This is a genomic window from Streptomyces hamibioticus (genome assembly GCF_047946815.1).
GTDB lineage: Bacteria > Actinomycetota > Actinomycetes > Streptomycetales > Streptomycetaceae > Streptomyces.
The window spans coordinates 6,737,247-6,757,625 of record NZ_JBKKQY010000001.1; the positions used below are offsets into that span (position 1 = coordinate 6,737,247).

The following is a 20,379-nucleotide window of genomic DNA, read 5'->3' on the forward strand; positions in this document are numbered from 1 at the left end:
GGACATCCCGTGCCCCTCGCCACCACCGGCGGCCTGGTCACCCGCGCCGCCGCCGCGCGGTCCGCCGTCGCCGCCTTCAACATCATCACGCTGGAGCACGTCGAGGCCGTCGTCGCCGGCGCCGAATCCGTGGCCGCGCCCGTCGTCCTCCAGGTCAGCGAGAACGCCGTGAAGTTCCGCTACGGACGGCTGCTGCCGCTCGCCCGCGCCGCCGTCGCCGCCGCCGAACGCGCCAGCGTGCCCGTCGCCCTGCACCTGGACCATGTGCAGAGCGACAGCCTGCTCCGGCAGGCCCCGGACGCCGGGTTCAGCTCCGTGATGTACGACGCCTCCCGGCTGCCGTACGCCGAGAACCTGGCCGCGACCCGCGCCGCCGCCGACTGGGCGCACGCCCAGGGGCTGTGGATCGAGGCGGAGCTGGGCGAGGTCGGCGGCAAAGCCGGGCCGGGCGGGTGGGGGAGCGGGCGCCCGGGCGGGTGGGGGAGCGGGCGCTTGGCTGAGCGGGGGAGCGGGCGCTCGGCTGAGCGGGGACGCGGTGCGCGCCCGCCGCTCGACGCGCACGCGCCCGGCGCCCGTACCGACCCGGCCGAGGCCCGCGCCTTCGTCGCCGACTCCGGTGTGGATGCCCTGGCCGTCGCCGTCGGCAGCACCCACGCGATGACCACCCGCACCGCCACCCTCGACCACGACCTCCTCAAGCGCCTGTCGGCCGCGCTGGACGTGCCGCTCGTGCTGCATGGCTCCTCCGGAGTCCCGGACGGCCAACTCGCCGCGGCGGTCGCCGGGGGCATCGCCAAGGTCAACGTCGGCACCGCCCTCAACGCCGCCATGACCGGCGCCGTCAGGGAGTACCTCGCGGCGAACCCGGAAGCGGTCGACTCCCGCGGCTATCTGACCGTGGGGCGCCAGGCCATGGTGCGGACCGTCACGGAGATCATCCGCGTCGTCGACCGGACGGGCCCCGCCTGACCGCCTTCAGCACCACGAACTTCGGGTCGCTCGCCACCAGCTGACTGTTGCCGAACACCCGCCGCAGCTTGACGTGGTAGCCCAGATGGCGGTTGCCGATCACCCACAGCTCGCCGCCCGGGCGCAGCACCCGCCGTGCACCGGTGAACATCCGCCACGCGGTGGCGTCGGTCGTCGCCTGGTGGGAGTGGAACGGCGGGTTGTTGAGCACCAGGTCGACACTGCCGTCCGGGACGCCGGTCAGCCCGTCGCCGACCCGGAACTCGGCGTGCCCGGGCACTCCGTTCGCCTTGTACGTCGCCTCCGCCGAGGCCACCGCCTGGAAGGACTCGTCGGTGAACAGGACCTCGGCGCCGGGGTCGGCCAGCGCCACCGCCGTGCCGACGACGCCGTTGCCGCAGCCGAGGTCCACCACCCGCCGGGCGCGGCCGTCCCGCGGCGGCCGGTCCGGCAGGTGCTCCAGGAAGAACCGGGTGCCGATGTCGAGCCGGTCGGCGCAGAAGACGCCCGCGTGGTTCACCACGGTCCGGCCGGAGACCGGGCCGATGCCCTCGGGGAGCCGGTAGGTCAGCGGCCAGGGGTTGGCGGGCCGCCGAAGCGCGGGGTCCGGCGCGCAGAAGATCAGCCGGGCCTTCTGCTCGGCGAGGGAGGTGCGGGTCGGTCCGAGCACGCGCTCGAACAGCGTGAGCGTGGAGGTGTGGATCTCCTTGACCATGCCGGTGCCGACGACGACCGTGCCCGCGTGGACCGCGGGCGCCAGCCGCAGCAGCTGGTCCTCCAGCAGGGCCAGGCTCTTGGGCACGCGCACCAGCAGTACGTCGATCCGGGCGGGCGGCGGGTCCTGCGTGGTCAGCAGCCGCACCGCGCCCGGTGCGACACCGTTGCGCGCCAGGTTGGCCCGGGTCGCCTCCTGCGCGAGGTACGAGTCGGTGATCTGCACCGGTTCGTGCGCCGCCAGCGCCGTGACCAGCGCCCCCCAGCGGTCGCCGACGACCACCACCGTGCCGGACAGCGGTACCCGTTCCTCGGCGAGATGCCTCAGCAGGTACGCGTCGGAGGCGTCCCAGGCGCGCAGGCGCTCGCGCGGGTCCTCGGGGAACCGGGCCAGCGGGAACTCGCCCCACGGTGTCGTCATACGGTCGGTGCGGTCGTTCATCGCGTCCAGGCTAGCCGAGCCGCAGCTCAGGCCCTGTCCGGCAGGATGGGGGCATGGACGCCGAGCTGTTCCCCAGGGTCCGGGACGAGGTCGCGCCGGGCGCGGTGCACGTACCGGACTGGCTGGACGCCGAGCGGCAGCGCGGGCTGCTGGCGGCCTGCAGGGAGTGGGCCCGCCCGCCCGCCGGGCTCCGCACGGTCCGTACCCCCGGCGGCGGCACCATGACCGCCCGCCAGGTGTGCCTGGGCCTCCACTGGTATCCGTACGGCTATGCCCGCACCGTCGTCGACGGCGACGGTGAGCCCGTCAAGCCCTTCCCCGCCTGGCTCGGCGACCTGGGCCGCCGCGCGGTGGCCGACGCGCTCGGCGCGGAGGCCGCGACGGGAGCGGCGTACGACATCGCGCTGATCAACTTCTACGACGCCGGTGCCCGCATGGGCATGCACCGCGACAGCGACGAGCGGTCGGACGCGCCGGTGGTGTCCCTGAGCCTCGGCGACACCTGCGACTTCCGCTTCGGCAACACCGAGACGCGGACCCGCCCGTACACGGACGTCGAGCTGCGCAGCGGCGACCTGTTCGTGTTCGGCGGTCCCTCCCGCTTCGCCCATCACGGCGTCCCCCGGGTGCACGCGGGCACCGCGCCGCCGGAGTTGGGGCTGACCGGCCGGCTGAACGTCACGCTACGGGTCAGCGGCCGGTAGCCGACCGGATCATGGGAGACTCGGCCTCATGAGCGGCAAGGCGGACCCCCGGGCGGCGGGGGACGGGACCACCTCCAGGACGCGGCTGGACCGGGGGCGTGGTGCGCTCGGGCCCGCGTTGGAGCTCGTCCACACCGGACGGGCCCCGACGCGCGCCGTGCTCACCGCCGAACTCGGCGTCACCCGGGCCACCGCCGGCGCGGTCGCCGCGGAGCTGGAGGCGCTCGGCCTGATCCGGGTGGACGCCCGGCCCGGCGCGGCGGCCGGCTCGCAGGGCCGCCCCTCGCACCGGCTCGCGGTCGCCGAGGACGGCCCGGTCGCCCTCGCCGCCCAGGTGCACGCGGACGGGTTCCGGGCCGCCCTGGTCGGACTGGGCGGCCGGATCGTCGCCACCGCGCCCGGCTGTGAGGTCGTCGACGCCGACCCGGCGAAGGTGCTCGGCTCGGTCGTCGAGGCGGGCGCCGGGCTGCTGCGGCAGACCGGGCGGCGCTGTGTCGGCGCGGGCCTCGCCGTACCGTCCGCGGTGGCCGAACCCAAGGGCCTCGCGCTCAACCCCCTGCACCTGGCCTGGCCCGCGGGCGCGCCCGTCCGCCGGATCTTCGCCGAGCAGGTGCGCGCCGCGGGCCTCGACGGCCCGGCGTTCGCGGCCAACGACGTCAACCTCGCCGCGCTCGCCGAACACCGGCACGGTGCCGGGCGCGGCGCCCGCGACCTGCTGTGCGTGGCCACCGGCCACCGCGGGGTCGGCGGCGCCCTGGTCCTCGACGGCCGCCTGCACACGGGCAGTTCGGGCCTCGCGCTGGAGGTCGGCCACCTCACCGTCAACCCGGAGGGCCGCTCCTGCCACTGCGGCAGCCGCGGCTGCCTGGACGTGGAGGCCGACCCGCTGGCCTTCCTCACCGCCGCCGGCCGCGAGCCCGGCCCCGAGGTCTCCCTGCTCCAGCAGGCCAACGACCTGATCCGCGGCCACTACACCGACCCGGCCGTCCGCACCGCCGCCGAGTCCCTCATCGACCGCCTGGGCCTCGGCCTGGCCGGCCTGGTCAACATCCTCAACCCCGACCGCATCATCCTCGGTGGCCTGCACCGCACCCTGCTCGACGCCGACCCCGAGCGCCTGCGCGCGGTGGTCGCCGAACGCAGCCTGTGGGGCCAGAGCGGCGGCGTCCCCATCCTGCCCTGCACTCTCGACCACAACAGCCTGGTCGGCGCCGCCGAACTGGCCTGGCAGCCGGTCCTCGACGACCCGCTGGGGGCGCTGGCCTAGGACCAGGCGCTTGAGGCGGCCGAGGATCACCCGGTGCGGACGTCCTGGTGCAGCCCCGTCGAGGCCACCAGGCGCACCTCCGTCTCCCGGGACAGCGGCGGTGGATCCGCGGCCCGTCCGCCGAGCCCGTACGGCGTCAACCGCACCACCGCGCCCCGCCGGGCGCCCGGAACGCGGCCGGTTCCCCGCGGGCCGCTCAGACGTCGACCGTTTTCCCGGCCGGGCAGCCACGGACTGGCGAGGAACCCGTGGTCGTGGGCGTCGCACACGCCCGACTCGCCCGGCAGCACATCCCCGGGCACCGTCCGGACGGCACTCACTTCCGACGCTCCCGGGGCCCAACGCCTCCAGCCCCGGCGCCGACAGGTGCGGGACCCGGTACACGTCACCGCCGGCCGTCCGGGGCGCCCCGTGGGCCCAGAGCGAGAAGTGGACCGGTACATACCCCCGTGGATCCTGTTCTTCCCGCTGATCTGGCGCTGATCTGGGCGGCCGTCGTCGTCGGCGCCGTGGCGCTGCTGCACCGCACCGTGTGGCGTGGGCGGCGAGGGCCTGGCCCGTGGCGCGCCGCGGCGGCCGGCCACCGCCCGCCGGGTGACTCGCCCGTCGCCGTGCTCGGCCGCCGCTTCGCCTCCGGCGAGATCGACGAGGACGAGTACTGGCGCCGGCTGTCCGTGCTGGACGAGCAGTTCGGCCGGACCGGCAAGGACGGCCCGGTATGACCGCGCCGCCCGTCACACGGGCCGCCGCCCGGGAGCGTCGGCGCCGTGAAGGTGCGTCACATGGGCCGCCGCCCGAGGGCGTTGGCGCCGTGCAGCTGTGCCCCGGTGGCGACACCACCGCCCGCGCGGAGCGGCGCAGTGGCCCCGGCGGGGCGCGCGGCAGGCGCCCTCGCGGGGCTTCGGCCGGCCCGGCGTGCGGCCCGCCCGCACCTGCTGCGGGCCGTCGCCGCCGGGTGACCGCTCCGGGCGTGAGGAGGGTCACCGCCCGGTCAGCCGGCAACGGCCGACCGGGCGGGAGCGGGTTGCGGCCGGCCGAGGCCCACGGGCCCGACCTTGGCGAACGCGTCGGCGGGCACCTCCTCGACCAGGCACCGCGGCGGGCGCGCGACGGCGGGCGGCGCGGACGCGGGCGTGGGCAGCGTGAACCAGACGACCTTGCCGGACTCGCCGTCCGGCCGGGCACCCCAGCTCTCGCTCATCGCGGCCACCATGGCCAGGCCGCGCCCGGTGGTCGCGAGCGGATCGGCGTCGTCCACCACGGGAAGACGCGGGTCGTGGTCGTGCACCGAGACCGTGACCCGGTCGAGCAGCAGCTCGATCTCCACGGTGCACGTCTTGTCGGGGCGGGCATGGAGGTGGACGTTGGTCAGCAACTCCGTCACACCGAGCGCCGCCCGGTCGATCAGGGAATCAAGATGCCAGTAGCGCAACTGCGCAGATACGATTCTGCGGACCTGGCCGATCCGCGACGGCAGGGCTTGGAGCTCCACCGTGCAGTGCCTGCTTGGGTGACTGATCACGGCTGCGACTCCCCGACATAGAGGTCCGGAAGAACACGACGTTCGGATCCAGCAGGCGCCTGCGTCATACCACCGCCTGCTGTCATGGCCGGCGGGCTGGTTCGCAGCGTTATCGCCGGTAAACCCAGAGTGACGTGAGACCAGCGTGACGCAAGGGGTGAGGCACCGCAACTTACGGACATGTTCAGCCGCTGCGCCCCGCCGCCCGGCGTACGGCCTCGATGAAACGGTGTGCCGCGGGCGGGCCCGGCTCGCCCGGCGCGGGGTCGTTCTCCTTGAGGGTCAGCAGGTACCGCTTGCCGCCCAGGTCCGCCAGTGCCCGGTCCCCGGCCGCGAACCAGGGCCTGGAAGCGCGCACCGCCTGCACCGGCGCACTGTCGATCTCGGTGCCGTAGCTGGTGAGCAACTCCAGCCTGCCGCCGCTGATCCGGACCTGCCCGGCCCGGGTGAGCGAGCGCAGGCGCTTGTCGATCCGCACCCCGGTGGCCGTGAACTCTGGCTCCGCCATGCCGCCGCCCCCTCGTAGCGCGTCGGTGCGCCGGACCGTACTCCGCCTGGGCCGGTACCGGCTCGTGTCGTGCTCCAGTGTGCGCCCGTGGCGGGACGTCCGCCCCGCCCGGTGCAGTCTGCCCCCACCCGGAGCCGGAGCACCAGCCCGCGTGGCCTGCTTCCGGGGGGCGCACGATGCATACGAGCATGTGTACCCCTGCCACCCCTGCGCCCCCGTCCCCAGGGGCGCCTTGGGGGCGCTCAAAGGGGCGTTTATGCAGGTGAGAAGCGTGCCGAAGGTGCTTATGATCGGTGTGTCGGGCGCGCGACGCGCCATCGGCGCGCAGCGTAAGGAGCCCCGCCGTGAGTACCTCCCAGCCGATCCGAACCGGCCACACCCTGGACGTCGACCGCAGCGACGCCGCCTACCGGGCCTGGCTGAAAGAAGCCGTCCGCAAGGTCCAGGCGGACAACAACCGCTCCGCCGACACGCACCTGCTGCTCTTCCCCCTGCCGGAACACTGGGGCATCGACCTGTACCTCAAGGACGAGTCGACCCACCCGACCGGCAGCCTCAAGCACCGCCTCGCCCGCTCGCTCTTCCTCTACGGTCTGTGCAACGGCTGGATCCGCCCGGACCGCCCGGTGATCGAGGCGTCCAGCGGCTCCACGGCCGTCTCCGAAGCGTATTTCGCGAAGCTGATCGGCGTGCCCTTCATCGCCGTCATGCCCCGCACGACGAGCGCCGAGAAGATCCGCCTGATCGAATTCCACGGCGGCCGGTGCCACTTCGTGGACGACTCACGGAAGATGTACGAGGAGTCCGCCCGGCTGGCGGCCGAGACCGGCGGCCACTACATGGACCAGTTCACCTACGCCGAACGGGCCACGGACTGGCGCGGCAACAACAACATCGCCGAGTCCATCTTCCGGCAGCTCCGGCTGGAACGGTTCCCCGAACCGGCCTGGATCGTCGCCACGGCCGGCACCGGCGGCACCTCGGCGACCCTCGCCCGCTACGTGCACTACATGCAGCACGACACCCGTATCTGTGTCGCCGACCCGGACAACTCCTGCTTCTTCGAGGGCTGGACGACCGGCGATCCGGACGTCACCTGCGACTGCGGCTCCCGCATCGAGGGCATCGGCCGGCCGCGCATGGAACCGAGTTTCGTGCCCGGCGCGATCGACCGGATGATGAAGGTCCCCGACGCCGCCAGCGTCGCCGCCGTACGGGCCCTGGAACGGGCCATCGGCCGCAAGGCGGGCGGTTCGACCGGCACGGGACTGTGGAGCGCACTGAAGATCGTCGCCGAGATGGTGGCCGAAGGGCGGCAGGGCAGCGTGGTGACGCTGCTGTGCGACCCGGGGGACCGGTACCTGGACAAGTACTACTCCGACGCCTGGCTGGCCGAACAGGGCCTGGACATCACCCCGTACACGGCCGCCATCGAGTCCCTGCTGCACACGGGCGTGTGGCCCGGCGCGGGCGGTGCCGCGGAGGGGCCGGGCGCCGGTCCGGCGAGGTGACCGCGCGGCGGAAGGGCCGCCCCGGCCCCCTCACCGGTGGACGGGCGTGACGTCACCGCGGAGAACCAGCCACCCGGCCCGGCACGTCCCCGGCGAGGGCCCGGAAGCCCGTGCCGGGCGGAGGTCTCCCGTGCGAAGACCGGACGGACCGGAGCGGCCCCGGCGAAGCCGAGCCCCGAACCGGTGACGCGTCGTTCAGCCGGCGTCGTCCGGTTCGCCCGCCACGATCACCCGCAGATGCTCCGAGACCTCCGCGCGGGCCTCGGCCGGCAGCCCGGCGTCGGTCACCAGGGTGTCGACCCGCCCCAGCGCGGCGAACGAACTCAGGCCCACCACACCCCACTTGGTGTGGTCCGCGACCACCACGACCCGTCGCGCCGACTGCATCAGCCGCCGGTTGGTCTCGGCCTCCGCGAGATTCGGCGTCGACAGCCCGGCCTCGACCGATATCCCGTGCACGCCGAGGAACAGCACGTCGAAGTGGAGCGTTGCGATCGCCTGGTCGGCGACCGGCCCCACCAGCGAGTCGGACGGGGTGCGCACCCCGCCGGTCAGCACCACCGTCGCCGTGCCCGGCCGGGCCCCCGAGGTGCGCTGCGCCACGTGGAAGACGTCGGCCACCCGCACCGAGTTGGTCACCACCGTCAGGTCCGGCACGTCCAGCAGCCGGTGCGCCAGCGCATACGTCGTCGTACCGCCCGACAGCGCGATCGCCGCGCCCGGCGCGACCAGTTCGGCAGCGGCCCGCGCGATGCCCTCCTTGGCACTCTGCTCCAGGCCCGACTTGGCCTCGAAACCCGGTTCGTGCGTGCTCGCCTCGGCCACCGGGACCGCGCCGCCGTGCACCTTCTCCAGCACGCCCTGGCGGGCGAGCGCGTCGAGGTCGCGGCGCACCGTCATGTCCGACACGCCGAGCCTGCGGGTCAGCTCGTTGACCCGGACACCGCCCCGGCGGCGGACCTCGTCGATGATCAGGGCGCGGCGCTGCTCCGCGAGGAGGTTCTGATTCTCACTCACGTCGCTTCCGGTCCTTTCGCCTCAAACATGCACATGCGGTCCGACACACCCTGCGCACCTGCCCCGACGAGGACATTCTCCCCGCCCCGGTGCGCGGACGCCCCATCCTCGCACGCCCCGCCCCGGGGCGTGCCACCACCGACCGACGCGCACATGCCACGTCTGCCTCATCCGTGCGCCGTCCGTCGCACGATTCGGGGAGATTCCGTGCCGAGGGGTGTGCGCGGCCCGTTCAGCGGAGATCCTGGTGCCCGCACGGACACAGCCGACGGCGCGTCACGGGGGAAGTGCGGACAGTGGAACAGACCCAGCAGGGTGTCGCCACGGGCGGAACGGACCGGCCCGGACCGCGGGCCGGGGGCACCGGCACCGCACTGGAACTCCTGGTCCACGGAGTGGGCGGTACGACACCGGAGCGGATGCTCGACGACCCGCGCACGGTGCGGATCACCGGCGACGACGTCGCCGCCCTGTTCCGCCGCACCGAGGACGCCGACGCCGAGGCCCGCCCCGAGGACTACCGGGGCCGCCCGGTGCCCGAGGCGTACGTCTGGTGCAACCTCACCTCCGGCAACGGCACCCGGGCGCTGTGGCTGCTGCTCCTGCCGTTCATGGTGGTCAACCTCGCCCACTGGATGCGGCCCACCGCCCACCGCCGGGACCGGACCGTGCGGCTGTACGGAGTGCTGGTGCGACTGGCCGGACTGAGCCTGACCGTGCTGCTGGTCGCCGCGGCCTGCGAAGTCGCCCTCGACCTCGTCGCCTGGCAGTGCGCGGGCACGCGCGCGTGTGCCGACCGGCACTCCTGGCTGGGCTTTCTGTCCCCGACCGGATCGGGCGGCTGGTGGAGCCCGCCCGGCCGCAGGCTCGCCCTAGCGGCCGCCGTACCCGCCGCGCTCACCGGCCTGCTGTGGTACCTGTCGCTGCGCACCTGGCGTGCGTACGAGTCCCAGCAGCCGCTGGACCGCACCGCCGACGCCGACGAGGAGCCCGGGCCCACCGCGCTCGGCCGGCCCGGCTTCTGGTACGGGCGCCGGCTGGTGGCCCGGCTGCGCGCCGCGCACACCGCCGCGGGCCTGCTCACCGTCGCCGCGGCGGTCGGCGCACCGGCGGCCCGCTTCGACCGCCGGGCCGGCGGGCCCGCCGTGCTCGACACGCTGGGCTGGGCGCTGGAGGCCGTACTGATCGCCGGCGGCGTCCTCGTGGTGGGCGTGGTCTGCCGCCGGGGCCGCAGCGAGAACCGCCTCGACCGGACACTCGACGACCACCTGGTGCGCCGCCTGCCCTTCGCCGCCCTCGGCCTGCTCGCCCTCACCGTGCTGTACGCCGGCTGGGAGCGTCCGGGCTGGGCCTCGACCGGCCGGCTGCCGGGGGACGCGACCTTCGGAGGCATCGCCCTGGTGCAGGGCCTGCTCGTCATCGCCCTCGGCGTGGTCGCCCACCTGCTGCACCGCACCGGCGCCGACCCGCGCGCCGCGATGCGCGGCCTCGGCGGCCCGGCGGTCGCCATGCTGGCCTGCGCCCTGGGCGGGGTGATGTCCGGCGGTGTCTCCCAGCGGATGTCGGACTGGCTGGACGGCACCGGTGCCGCCCTCCCCGGACCCCCGGTCCTGCTGACCTGGCAGGCGTCCGTGATCCCTCCGCTGCTCCTGCTCCTGCTGCTGCTGTGCGCCGCGCTCGCCCTGCGCACCTGGCGGCTGGCCCGTGCCGAGCGCGCCGCCGTGGCCGACGACCACCCCGACGAGCCCGGCGACACCGCACGCACCCGGCGTATCGCCACCGTCCGCGCGATGGCCACCCTCACCGACCGCGCGCCCCTCGTCGTCGCCGTCACCTCCGCCGCGACCCTCCTGGCGGGGGCGGGCGCCCTCGTCGGCGCCCTGGCCACCGACCGCGCCCCGGCCGTCGCCGCCCGCGACACGCCCGCCTTCGTCCACGGCGCCGCCCAGACCGCGCAGGCCCTCGGCTCCTGGCTGATCGGCCTCGGCTTCATACTGTTCGTCACCTGGGGCCGCCGCGCCTACAAGGACGCCTCCGCCCGGCGCACCATCGGCATCCTGTGGGACGTCGGCACCTTCTGGCCCCGCGCCGCCCACCCCTTCGCCCCGCCCTGCTACGCCGAGCGCGCGGTGCCCGACCTGACCTGGCGCATGGCGACCTGGACCCGTACCACCGGCGGGCGGCTGGTCATCTCCGGCCACTCCCAGGGCAGCGTGCTCGCCGCAGCCGCGGCCTGGCAACTGGCGCCGTCCGCCCGCAGACGCGTCGGCCTGCTCACCTACGGCTCCCCGCTGGAGCGCCTGTACGGCCGCTGGTTCCCGGCCCACTTCGGACCGGCCGCGCTCGGCTCCCTGCACCGGGAGGTCGACTGCTGGCGCAACCTGTACCGGCTCACCGACCCCATCGGGGGCCCGGTGCGACTGCCCGGCGAGCGCGGTCCCGCGGTGGACCGCGAACCCCTCAAGGACCCCCTCGCCCACGGCCGTACCGACGCGCATCCGCTGCCCGCGCCGGTCCTCGGCCACTCCGACTACCAGGCCGACCCGGCCTTCGCGGAGGAACGGCAGCGGCTGCTGGCCCGGCTGCGCCCGGAGGTGCCGGCCCCGCGCGAGACCGCCGGGCCGCCGGTGCCGGGGGAGCAGGGCGCGCCGGGCGGGCCGCCTGCACGGGGTCAAACGTCGGTCCCGGGTGCGGACGGCGGGCCTCAGGGCTGCTCGGGCAGGTCCTCGGCGTAGAGCAGCGTGAGGTCGTCCGTGCTGGGGTCGGCCAGCTGGGCGACCCGGCTCGCGTGCCGCTCCACCATCGCCTCGAAGGTCTGGCGCGCGGTACGGCCGTTGCCGAACGCCGGGCCCTTCGGGATCGCCGTGAAATACGTCAGCAGCGCCTCACCGGCGCCCGGCGCCAGCCGGTACTCGTGCTCCTCGGCCTGCTGCTCCACGATCCGCAGCAGTTCCTCGGGGCCGTAGTCGCCGAAGGTGATGGTCCGTGAGAAGCGGGAGGCCACGCCGGGGTTGACGGACAGGAACCGCTCCATCTCCGCCGTGTAGCCCGCGACGATCACCACGACCGCGTCCCGGTGGTCCTCCATCAGCTTCACCAGCGTGTCGATGGCCTCCTTGCCGAAGTCGCGGCCCGCGTCCTCGGGGGACAGTGCGTACGCCTCGTCGATGAACAGCACGCCCCCGCGCGCCCGTTCGAACGCCTCCTGGGTGCGGATCGCCGTGGAGCCGATGTGCTCACCGACCAGGTCGACCCGGGAGACCTCCACGAGGTGGCCCTTGTCCAGGACACCGAGGGAGGCGAGGATCTCGCCGTACAGGCGGGCGACCGTCGTCTTGCCGGTGCCGGGGGAGCCCGTGAAGACCAGGTGGCGTTTGACGGAGGCGGCCTTCAGCCCCGCCTGCTGCCGGCGCCGGCCCACCTCGATCATGTCGGTGAGGGCCCGCACCTCGCGTTTGACGCTCTCCAGGCCCACCAGCGCGTCCAGTTCACCGAGCACGACCTTCGAGGTCCGGGCCGGCGTTCCCGACTCCGGGGCCGGGGCCGGGGCTTCCTGCTCGGGGCTGCGCTGCCCCGGGATCGAGCCCAGCAGCCCGGGGGTCCGGTCGACCGTCTGCACCACCGTCTCCCGGGCCGGGGGCGTGCGCAGGCCCGCGCTCTCGTCGCTGGTGCAGTCCTCCACGAGGGGGCCGCCGTCGAAGGACGAGGTGTCCTGGCCGGCCTCCGCGAACTCGTACCCGCCGCGCGCGCAGCGCTCCGTCCGGCACTTCCTGAGCGTCGTACGGCAACCGTCGATCACGTGGAAGCCGTAGCCTCCGCTGCCCGTCACCCGGCAGTTCAGGAAGCTTCCGCGCCCGCCCGCCGACACATAGACGCCGGCCTCGGCGGGGGAGTCGACCGTGCAGCGCTCGATGGTCGGGTCGGCGCCCTTGGTGACGATCACACCGGTCCGGGTGCCGTCCAGGGTGCAGTTGCTCAGGGTGCCGCCGCTGCCGTGGTCCCGGAACCAGGCGCCGGTCGCGGCGTCCCGGATGCGGCAGTCGTCGAGCTGGGCGGTGGCTCCGTCGCTCACCGACACGGCCGTGTTGCGCACCTGCGACAGGTCGCTGTCGACGACGTCCGCGCGCGAGCCGCGGTCCAGCACGAACAGCGCGTCCGGCACGTCGTGCACCCGGCAGGAGTCCAGCACCGCGGTGGCGCCGTCGCTGACCCACACGGCGGGGTAGTCACCGGTGCTGTCGAAGATCTCGCACTGGTTGGCGTCCACGCGCGTGCCCGGGTCCCACACCGACAGTCCGTTGCGGCCGAACTGCCGCACGCTGGTGCGGGTCAGGGTGAGCACCGAGCGGGAGCGCAGGTCGACCGCGTTCTCCGGGATGTCGTGGATGCGGCAGTCGGCGAGCGTCAGCACCGCGTCGGTGTCGAGCGTGACGCCGTCGGCGGTGGTGCGGTGCACGTCGCAGTCGGTGAGGTGGCCGGTGGCGCGGGCGGTGATCTGCACGCCGCTGCCCCGCACCTCGTAGACCTCGCATCCGACGGCCTCCAGCGCGGAGTGCTCACCGGTCGCCGTCAGCCCCGAACCGGCGGCGTGGTGGACCCGGCAGCGCTCCAGGCGCGGGTGGGCGCCGGTACGCACCGCCACGCCCGCCTGCCCGGCGGCGACGACCTCGCACTCCTCGAACACCCCGCCCCCGCCGTCGGCCACGGCGATGCCGATGCCCGCCGGGTTGTCGACCGTGCACCGCCGCACGGTCGGCCGCGCGCTGCCGCGCACCTCGATCCCGGAGGCGGACCGGGTGACCACCCGCAGGTCCAGCAGCTCCGGTGTGCCCGCCTCGACGAGCACCGCGGGCGCCGTCGGGTCCTGCCCCTCGACGTGCAGGTCCTGCACCACCGCCGAGGCGCGCACGATCAGCGGCACCCCGTCCGGGGGCGCGATGCGCACCGAGCCGTGGGCCCCCTCGGGGCCGCGCAGGGTCACCGCCCGCTGGACGACGAGGTTCTCCCGGTAGGTGCCCGGGGCGACGGTGAGGACGTCACCGTCGGCCGCGGCCTCCAGGGCGGCGGCGAGCGATGCGTACTCACCCGTGCGGCGCCGCCACCGCGATGTGCCGGTGTGCGTCACCTGGACGGTGCCCTGTGCCATGGCGTTGCTGTGCCCCCACCTCGTCGTACTGATGGCGTCGTTCGCCGGCAGGGCGCTGCGGCCCCTGCGGCTTCCTCGCCCGCGGGTCGTCAGCCGAATCGGGTCCGGCCGCTACACCGTAGCGTGCGCGCAGGCGGGGGGTTGACCGGAGGCGCAACCCCGTCAACTGCCCGCGCCGGTCAGGCCCCGGTCCCCTCCCGCGCGGTGCCAGGCCCGGTCCAGGCGGGCGTACCGGCGCAGGACCATGCGCCACAGGACGATCCGCCGGGCGGTCTCGACGACGGCCGCGGTCACCAGTGCGGCGCCGGATCCGGCGAGGACCGCGTGGGTGGCGGCCGTGGGGGAGCCGAGGGGGCGGGGCACCCTGCGGCCCTGCCGGTCGGTCCAGCCGGCGAGGACGCGGCTGCGCGGGTCACCGGCGGCGGTCGTCTCCGGGTCGACCGCCGGCGCGGAACGGTCGGGTTCCCTCACCAGGGTGGCCGTCACGAGGTGCCGGGACGCGTGCTGGCCGCGCACGGACCGCTGCAAGGAGTCCTGGGCCATGCCGACGACGACCGTGCCGGCCACGGGTGCGACGCACAGGATGAGCGGCAGCGCCGTCAGGCCCGGCCAGGCCTCGACCAGGTCGGTGGTGCGGCGCAGCGGAGTGTGCCGCCGGCGCCGGAGTCCGCCGACCGCTCGCACCGTCCGCGCCCCCCGGCCCCCTTCCCGCACCCCCCTTCCCGCAGCGGCCCGGACCGCCCCCCGGCTTCGGCGGCCTCTCAGGAACTCACACAGGCCGAACGCGTGGTTCGCGAGCCGGGTTCCCGGATGCGGACGTGCGGGGGCGGTCGTGTCACTCGATGACCGTGACCGGGTCGCCGACCCGGACCGTCCCGGGGCCGAGAGGCACCAGGTTCTGCCCGAAGACCAGCTTGCCGTCACTGCGGCGGTGCCGTCCCAGGGTGTGCAGCGGCTCCCGGCCGCGCCGGGCCGTGGCCTGGTCCGTGGTGGTCACCACGCAGCGGCCGCACGGCTTGGCGACCCGGAAGGCGACCTCGCCGATCGTGATGCGCGACCAGTCGTCCTCGGCCCAGGCGCCGGTGCCCGACACCACCACGTTGGGCCGGAACCGGTTCATGGGCAGGGGCCCCTCGTCCGGGTGGTCGCCCCGCGCGATCAGGGAGTTGAGGGCGTCGAGCGAGGCCGTCGTCGTCACCAGCAGCGGGTAGCCGTCGGCGAAGGAGACGGTCTCGCCCGGCAGCGCGTACTCCGGGTCGACGGGGCGTCGCGTGGCGGGGTCGTCCATGTGCACCAGGCGCACAGCCGTCCCGAGGTAGTCGCTGCACCACGCGTGCGCGGCCTCGCCCTCGGCGGGGACCACCTCCACCTTGTCCCGGAACAGCTCCACCGACACCGTGCCCGCCGGGCGCGGCACCGGCACCGTCAGCGGCTGTGCGCCGGGCGCGGACAGCCGGAGGCCGCCGCCGGGCAGCAGCTCGGCGGCGGCCAGCGCCAGACGCGGCTGCCCTCGTTGCGTGACGACCTTTCCCCCGTCGTCGACCAGCATCCAGCGGCGGTCACCGGCCAGCCCCCAGGGCTCCACGACGGCCTCCCGGAGTGACTGGCCCCGGAACGCCTTGACCGGATGGACGTGGATCGACTGCAGTCGCGTGTTCCCCATGGGGTCATCGTGCCAGGCGGCACCGACGGCCCGGTGGACGGCTCAGTAGCCGCGGTACTGCTGGTTGTTGTACGGGTCCTGGTACGGCGCCGGGGCGGGCCGGGGCGCGGCGGGACGCATCGCCTCGTACCCCGCGGGGCCGGGCGCGACCGGGCGCGGCGGCTGCGGGTGCTGCGGGCCGGGGTAGCCGCGTGGCGCGGTGGCCTGCTGCGGGATGTAGGCGGTGGGCGCCTGGTGCAGCGGTGCCGGCTGGGGCGCCTGCGGATAGCCGTAGGACGGCTGGGACGGGGCCGCCGGCAGGGCCGGCATCGCCGACGGGAGTGCCGGCAGATGGCTGCCGGGCGCGTCGTACGCGGCGGGGACCCGGATCGGGGCGATCTGCGGGGTGCCCCGCTCGGCCACGAGCGAGTCGTAGATCGGGGTGTCCGGGAAGGAGGCGGAGTAGTAGCCGCCGCCATAGGTGGAGCGGGGGGACGTCATGGCACATAAGTTAAGCCCACGATGTGCTGGTTGGGGAGACCGATAAGAGGGTTGTTTTCCGTGTCCGCCGTGACCTGGGATCCCCAATGCGAGCGAACATGTCGAAAAAGGGCAGACGCGAGGCATGATTTTCTGATAAAGGCCGGTTTCCGGCCGGGTTGCCGGCGGTCGCCCGCCCGTCCTGCCGCTCTCCCGCGGAAGTTCTCCGGACGGGGCATAGGTTGGTCACGACAGAATTGACGTGACGGCCGGGGTGCTGCCCGGCACGGTGACTGGTGATGGGGGCAGGCATGTCCATGCCGAAGGGATCGAACACTCCCGTGCCGACGACGGCGTTGCGGGTCGAGGTGGGCCGGCGATCCGGCCCCGGCGTGCCCGACACGGACGCGTCGGCGCTGCTGCTGGTCGGCGGGAAGGTCCGGTCCGACGCGGACTTCGTCTTCTACAACCAGCCGGCCCACTCCTCCGGTGCGGTCCGGCACGAGGGCAAGCAGGACGACGGCGGCCGGGTGACCGACAGCCTGCTGGTCGACCTCGCGCGCGTGGAGCCGGCCATCGAGACCGTGATCGTCGCCGCCTCCGCCGACGGCGGCTCGTTCGGGCAGATCCCCGACCTCTGCATCGAGGTCCGTGACCCCTCCCAGGACACGGTCGTGGCCCGTTTCGACAACCCGGGCGCGACGGTGGAAACGGCGTTCGTGCTCGGCGAGTTCTACCGCCGTCAGGGCGCCTGGAAGTTCCGCGCCGTCGGCCAGGGCTACGACAGCGGGCTGGAGGGCCTGGCCACGGACTACGGCATCTCGGTGGACGAGCCGCAGCAGGCGCCGCCGGCCGCCGCACCCGCGCCCCCGCCCGCTCCGGCGGCGACCGTGGCCCCGCCGCCGTCGCCGCGGCCGGCCGCGGCCCCGGTGCCGCCCGTCGCGCCCCCGGCGGAACCGGTCCGCCTCACGAAGGTGACGCTCACCAAGGCGGCCCCCTCGGTCTCCCTGACGAAGCAGGGCGGCACCTCGGGCTCCCTGCGCGTCAACCTCAACTGGGAGGTGCACAAGCAGTTCTCCGGCTGGGCCCGCAAACTGAGCCGCCCCGTCGCCCTGCACAACGACCTCGACCTCGACCTGTGCGCCCTGTACGAACTCACCGACGGCAGCAAGGGAGTCGTCCAGGCCCTCGGCAACGCCTTCGGCGACCTGCACCGGCCCCCGTACATCCAGCTCGACGGCGACGACCGCACCGGCGCCGTGGCGACCGGTGAGAACCTCACCGTCAACCTCGACCACCAGCAGTCGTTCCGGCGCATCCTCGTCTTCGTCACCATCTACGAGGGCGCGCGCTCCTTCGCCGACCTGCGGGCCACGGTCACCCTCCAGCCCCAGCACGGCGCACCGGTCGACTTCTCGCTCGACGAGTGCACCGTCCCCTCCACGGTGTGCGCGCTCGCCCTGATCACCAACAACGGCGGCGACCTGGTCGTCCAGCGGGAGGCACGCTACCTGGTGCCCGAACGTGGCGTGAGCCCGCAGCGGACCGTCGACCACGCCTACGGCTGGGGCATGAACTGGACCCCCGGCAGGAAGTGAGGCCGAGGGCTCAGCCCTCCTCGGGCACGGCACCCGGACGGGCGTAGGTGCGGCCCTTCCAGGCCGCGCCCCGCCCCCGGTGGTGCTGCACCGCGGAATCGACCGTCATCAGCAGATACAGGAACGCGGTGAACGGCAGCAGGAGCGCCGACCACGGCGGCAGGCGGTAGTAGCGCAGCATCGGCAGGTAGGTCCCCGCCATCACCAGCCACGCCGGCGCACCGAGGGCCACGGTGGCCGCGTTCCCGGTGACCGCGCCGACGACGACGGCGAGGGGCGGCACCAGATAGACGAGGGCGAGCCCGAGGACCGTCCCCGCCAGCAGCAGCGGCTGATGCCGCAACTGGGCGTACGCGCTGCGCGACACCATCCGCCACAGGTCGGGCAGCCCCGGATAGGGGCGCACGCTGTCGACCCCGTCGGCCAGGCCCAGCCAGACCCGGCCGCCGCCGCGCTTGACGGCCCGGGCGAGCGCCACGTCGTCGATCACGGCGTCCCGGATGGCGTCCGGAATCCGCGCCCGCTCGGCGGCCTCGGTGCGCAGCAGCACGCATCCGCCCGCCGCGGCCGCCGTCCGCGCCCCCTCCTTCGCGATCCGGCGGAAGGGGTAGAGCTGGGAGAAGAAGTAGACGAAGGCCGGCACCACGAGCCGCTCCCAGGCGCTCGCCACCCGCAGCCGGGCCATCTGGGAGACGACGTCGAACCCGCCGGTGCCGGCCGCCTCCACCAGCCGCCGCAGACTGTCCGGCGCGTGCGCGATGTCGGCGTCCGTCAGCAGCAGATACTCGGGCGCACGCGCGCGTGCCAGCACGATCCCGTGCCGCACCGCCCACAGCTTGCCCGTCCAGCCCGGCGGCGGTTCGCCGGGCGAGGCCACGGTGAGCGGCAGGCCGTCCTGGTGCCGGGCCAGCTCGCGGGCCAGCTCCCCGGTGCCGTCCGAGCTGCCGTCGTCGATGAGGAAGACCTCCGCCCGTCCCGGATACTTCTGGCCGAGCAGCGACGGCAGGCTCGCCGGCAGCACCGCCGCCTCGTCCCGGGCGGGCACGACCACGCACACGGAGGGCCACGCGTCGGGCCGGCGGCGCGGCGGCAGCCGGACGTCCGTGCGCCAGAACATGCCCTGGCCGAGCAGCAGCCACAGCCAGACGGTGAGGGACACGGCGGAAACGGCGGAAGTCCACAGGGCGGCGCTCACGTGCGCAGTCTGCCCCACCGGACCGGCCCGGCGGCGGACATCGTCTATCGTGGCCGGGTGAAGATCGCGCTCATGGACTCCGGAATCGGTCTGCTGGCGGCCACCGCCGCGGTACGGCGCCTGCGACCGGACGCCGATCTCATCCTCTCCCTGGACCCGGACGGCATGCCCTGGGGCCCGCGCACGCCCGAGGACCTCACCGGGCGCGCCGTGGCCGTCGCCGTGGCCGCCGCCGCGCACCGGCCGGACGCCCTGATCGTCGGGTGCAACACCGCGACCGTGCACGCGCTGCCCACCCTGCGCGCCCGCCTCGAACCCGACCTGCCGGTCGTCGGCACCGTCCCGGCGATCAAGCCCGCCGCGGCCGGCGGCGGCCCCTTCGCCATCTGGGCGACGCCCGCCACCACCGGCAGCCCCTATCAGCGCAACCTGATCGAGGAGTTCGCCGCCGGGGTCCCCGTCACCGAGGTGCCGTGCCCGGGGCTCGCCGAGGCCGTCGAGCACGCCGACGAGGCCGCCATCGACGCGGCCGTCACCGCCGCCGCCGCCCTGACGCCCCACGACGTCACCACCGTCGTCCTCGGCTGCACCCACTACGAACTGGTCGCCGAACGCATCCGGGCGGCCGTCCAGCGCCCCGGCCGTCCGCCACTCGTGCTGCACGGCTCGGCCGGAGCGGTCGCCGCACAGGCGCTGCGCCGCATCGGCGCCCGGCCCGCCGTCCCCGGAGCCCCGGCCGAGGGCACGCTCACGGTGCTGCTCAGCGGACGCGAGGGCGCGCTGCCCGCGCCCGCACTGGCCTATGAGGAGGGCCGGCTGCTGCGCGCGGTCGCGCCCGCGCGCTGACCGCCGGTCGGCCCAGTCACCCTCCTCGGCGAGCCATCCACCCAGCGAAAGCTGAGTAACCTCATAGCCATGAGGGACCACCGCCACGGCGAGCCCGCGCCCCACCCCGATGTCTGGACCGGACGCGCCACCAACCGGATGCAGTGGCTGCCGGCGCTGCTCGGTGCGGCCTGCCTGGCCCTCGGCATCGTGCTGGCCGTCGACCCCGCCTGGGAGTCCGGCATCGCCGCGCTGGTCATGGCGGTCGTCGGCTGCATCGCCGCCGGCCTGCTCGTCCTGTTCGGCACCCTGGCGTTCGTGCACGTGGCGCTGAGAGTCGACGAGGACTGCCTGGAAGTGCGCTGCGGCCATATCGGCGTGCCCCGCCGCCGGATCCCGCTCTCGCACGTCGCCGGCGCCGAGTTCACCCCGCACGTCACTCCGCGTCACTGGGGCGGCTGGGGTTACCGCTGGCGCCCGGAGAAGGGCACCGCCGTCGTGGTGCGGCGCGGTGAGGGCGTGATCCTTCGCCTGTGGGACGGCCACACCTTCACGGTCACCGTGGACGACGCGGAGGCGGCCGTACAGGTGATCAGGGACCGGCTGCGACCGAAGACGCCGGGCCCGGCCGCCTGAGGTCCGGCCCCGTCGTCTGAGACCCCGCCCGGCCGCCTGGGACCCGCGCGGCTCGCCCGGGGGCCGGCCCAGCACCCCGCGCCCCGGGTCCGGTGGTCCGGGACTCGGCGAGGCCGCTTGGGGCCCGCGTCGGTCGTCTGCGCCCGGGGGGCCGGTCGCCCGGTGCTCGGCGAGGCTGCTCGAGGCCTGCGTCGGCCGACTGG

18 protein-coding genes and 1 pseudogene are annotated in these 20,379 nt (G+C 74.8%); 9 read left to right on the plus strand and 10 right to left on the minus strand.

The genetic code is table 11. From position 1 onward, the window contains the following. Positions 1-9 precede the first annotated feature (9 nt). Complete coding sequence (locus ACLGIH_RS30750) at positions 10-969, plus strand: class II fructose-bisphosphate aldolase (RefSeq protein ID WP_416528549.1); 960 nt, start codon at positions 10-12, stop codon at positions 967-969. On the opposite strand, the gene ACLGIH_RS30755 is transcribed toward ACLGIH_RS30750, so the two are convergent. After that, entirely contained in the window at positions 935-2,104 is a 1,170-nt protein-coding gene (locus ACLGIH_RS30755; RefSeq protein WP_416529519.1) for a methyltransferase, read from the minus strand. The two genes, ACLGIH_RS30750 and ACLGIH_RS30755, sit on opposite strands and share 35 nt — an antisense overlap. A gap of 74 nt (positions 2,105-2,178) precedes the next feature. On the opposite strand from ACLGIH_RS30755, the gene ACLGIH_RS30760 reads away from it, so the two are divergent. Both ACLGIH_RS30760 and ACLGIH_RS30765 read left to right on the plus strand, forming a co-directional pair. Beyond that, positions 2,179-2,829: an alpha-ketoglutarate-dependent dioxygenase AlkB family protein gene (locus ACLGIH_RS30760; RefSeq protein ID WP_416528550.1), complete on the plus strand. Its 651-nt coding sequence runs from the start codon at positions 2,179-2,181 to the stop codon at positions 2,827-2,829. A 28-nt stretch (positions 2,830-2,857) separates the two neighbouring features. Continuing rightward, on the plus strand, positions 2,858-4,096 hold the full coding sequence (locus tag ACLGIH_RS30765; RefSeq protein ID WP_416528551.1) for an ROK family protein: 1,239 nt from the start codon (positions 2,858-2,860) through the stop codon (positions 4,094-4,096). Between the two features lie 26 nt (positions 4,097-4,122). On the opposite strand, the gene ACLGIH_RS30770 is transcribed toward ACLGIH_RS30765, so the two are convergent. Then, positions 4,123-4,416, minus strand: a complete 294-nt coding sequence (locus ACLGIH_RS30770) for a hypothetical protein (RefSeq protein WP_416528552.1) — start codon at positions 4,414-4,416, stop codon at positions 4,123-4,125. A 91-nt stretch (positions 4,417-4,507) separates the two neighbouring features. Between ACLGIH_RS30770 and ACLGIH_RS30775 the strand changes: the two are divergent. Then, positions 4,508-4,818, plus strand: a pseudogene (locus tag ACLGIH_RS30775) (SHOCT domain-containing protein). A gap of 269 nt (positions 4,819-5,087) precedes the next feature. Here the strand turns inward: ACLGIH_RS30775 and ACLGIH_RS30780 are convergent. Then, the gene (locus tag ACLGIH_RS30780; protein ID WP_416528553.1) at positions 5,088-5,618 is read right to left on the minus strand and encodes an ATP-binding protein; all 531 of its coding nucleotides are present in this window, start codon (positions 5,616-5,618) and stop codon (positions 5,088-5,090) included. A 184-nt stretch (positions 5,619-5,802) separates the two neighbouring features. Continuing rightward, positions 5,803-6,126, minus strand: a complete 324-nt coding sequence (locus ACLGIH_RS30785; RefSeq protein ID WP_416528554.1) for a hypothetical protein — start codon at positions 6,124-6,126, stop codon at positions 5,803-5,805. Positions 6,127-6,470: 344 nt separating this feature from the next. On the opposite strand from ACLGIH_RS30785, the gene cds1 reads away from it, so the two are divergent. Continuing rightward, complete coding sequence (cds1, locus tag ACLGIH_RS30790) at positions 6,471-7,637, plus strand: L-cysteine desulfhydrase Cds1 (protein WP_416528555.1); 1,167 nt, start codon at positions 6,471-6,473, stop codon at positions 7,635-7,637. Between the two features lie 195 nt (positions 7,638-7,832). Here cds1 and ACLGIH_RS30795 read toward each other — a convergent pair whose 3' ends face one another. After that, positions 7,833-8,654: a DeoR/GlpR family DNA-binding transcription regulator gene (locus ACLGIH_RS30795; RefSeq protein WP_416528556.1), complete on the minus strand. Its 822-nt coding sequence runs from the start codon at positions 8,652-8,654 to the stop codon at positions 7,833-7,835. Between the two features lie 419 nt (positions 8,655-9,073). Here ACLGIH_RS30795 and ACLGIH_RS30800 point away from each other — a divergent pair, with 419 nt between their 5' ends. Further along, a complete protein-coding gene (locus tag ACLGIH_RS30800; RefSeq protein ID WP_416529520.1) occupies positions 9,074-11,389 on the plus strand; it encodes a hypothetical protein in 2,316 nt (771 codons plus the stop codon). Here ACLGIH_RS30800 and ACLGIH_RS30805 read toward each other — a convergent pair. The 4 genes from ACLGIH_RS30805 to ACLGIH_RS30820 form a co-directional block, all read right to left on the minus strand. Then, complete coding sequence (locus ACLGIH_RS30805; protein ID WP_416528557.1) at positions 11,359-13,800, minus strand: right-handed parallel beta-helix repeat-containing protein; 2,442 nt, start codon at positions 13,798-13,800, stop codon at positions 11,359-11,361. The genes ACLGIH_RS30800 and ACLGIH_RS30805 overlap by 31 nt on opposite strands. Positions 13,801-13,962: 162 nt before the next feature. Continuing rightward, a complete protein-coding gene (locus ACLGIH_RS30810; RefSeq protein WP_416528558.1) occupies positions 13,963-14,484 on the minus strand; it encodes a hypothetical protein in 522 nt (173 codons plus the stop codon). Positions 14,485-14,635: 151 nt separating this feature from the next. Then, positions 14,636-15,463, minus strand: a complete 828-nt coding sequence (locus ACLGIH_RS30815; RefSeq protein WP_416528559.1) for an MOSC domain-containing protein — start codon at positions 15,461-15,463, stop codon at positions 14,636-14,638. A 42-nt stretch (positions 15,464-15,505) separates the two neighbouring features. Beyond that, positions 15,506-15,943 (minus strand): DUF6643 family protein, encoded by a 438-nt coding sequence (locus ACLGIH_RS30820; RefSeq protein ID WP_416528560.1) that lies wholly within the window; start codon positions 15,941-15,943, stop codon positions 15,506-15,508. Positions 15,944-16,239: 296 nt separating this feature from the next. Here ACLGIH_RS30820 and ACLGIH_RS30825 point away from each other — a divergent pair, with 296 nt between their 5' ends. Then, positions 16,240-17,520 carry a TerD family protein gene (locus tag ACLGIH_RS30825; RefSeq protein WP_416529521.1) on the plus strand — a complete coding sequence of 427 codons (1,281 nt, stop codon included), beginning with the start codon at positions 16,240-16,242 and terminating at the stop codon, positions 17,518-17,520. 10 nt (positions 17,521-17,530) lie between these two features. On the opposite strand, the gene ACLGIH_RS30830 is transcribed toward ACLGIH_RS30825, so the two are convergent. Further along, positions 17,531-18,733 carry a glycosyltransferase gene (locus ACLGIH_RS30830; protein ID WP_416528561.1) on the minus strand — a complete coding sequence of 401 codons (1,203 nt, stop codon included), beginning with the start codon at positions 18,731-18,733 and terminating at the stop codon, positions 17,531-17,533. Between the two features lie 39 nt (positions 18,734-18,772). Here ACLGIH_RS30830 and ACLGIH_RS30835 point away from each other — a divergent pair, with 39 nt between their 5' ends. Continuing rightward, complete coding sequence (locus tag ACLGIH_RS30835; protein ID WP_416528562.1) at positions 18,773-19,561, plus strand: glutamate racemase; 789 nt, start codon at positions 18,773-18,775, stop codon at positions 19,559-19,561. Between the two features lie 69 nt (positions 19,562-19,630). Next, entirely contained in the window at positions 19,631-20,176 is a 546-nt protein-coding gene (locus tag ACLGIH_RS30840; protein ID WP_416528563.1) for a hypothetical protein, read from the plus strand. Positions 20,177-20,379 lie beyond the last annotated feature (203 nt).

Coding starts and splice junctions, on each gene's coding strand:
- ACLGIH_RS30755 (WP_416529519.1), bottom strand. CDS start 2,104: ATGACGACACCGTGGGGCGAGTTCCCGCTGGCCCGGTTCCCCGAGGAC.
- ACLGIH_RS30760 (WP_416528550.1), top strand. CDS start 2,179: ATGGACGCCGAGCTGTTCCCCAGGGTCCGGGACGAGGTCGCGCCGGGC.
- ACLGIH_RS30765 (WP_416528551.1), top strand. CDS start 2,858: ATGAGCGGCAAGGCGGACCCCCGGGCGGCGGGGGACGGGACCACCTCC.
- ACLGIH_RS30785 (WP_416528554.1), bottom strand. CDS start 6,126: ATGGCGGAGCCAGAGTTCACGGCCACCGGGGTGCGGATCGACAAGCGC.
- ACLGIH_RS30800 (WP_416529520.1), top strand. CDS start 9,074: ATGCTCGACGACCCGCGCACGGTGCGGATCACCGGCGACGACGTCGCC.
- ACLGIH_RS30805 (WP_416528557.1), bottom strand. CDS start 13,800: ATGGCACAGGGCACCGTCCAGGTGACGCACACCGGCACATCGCGGTGG.
- ACLGIH_RS30815 (WP_416528559.1), bottom strand. CDS start 15,463: ATGGGGAACACGCGACTGCAGTCGATCCACGTCCATCCGGTCAAGGCG.
- ACLGIH_RS30820 (WP_416528560.1), bottom strand. CDS start 15,943: ATGACGTCCCCCCGCTCCACCTATGGCGGCGGCTACTACTCCGCCTCC.
- ACLGIH_RS30825 (WP_416529521.1), top strand. CDS start 16,240: ATGCCGAAGGGATCGAACACTCCCGTGCCGACGACGGCGTTGCGGGTC.
- ACLGIH_RS30840 (WP_416528563.1), top strand. CDS start 19,631: ATGAGGGACCACCGCCACGGCGAGCCCGCGCCCCACCCCGATGTCTGG.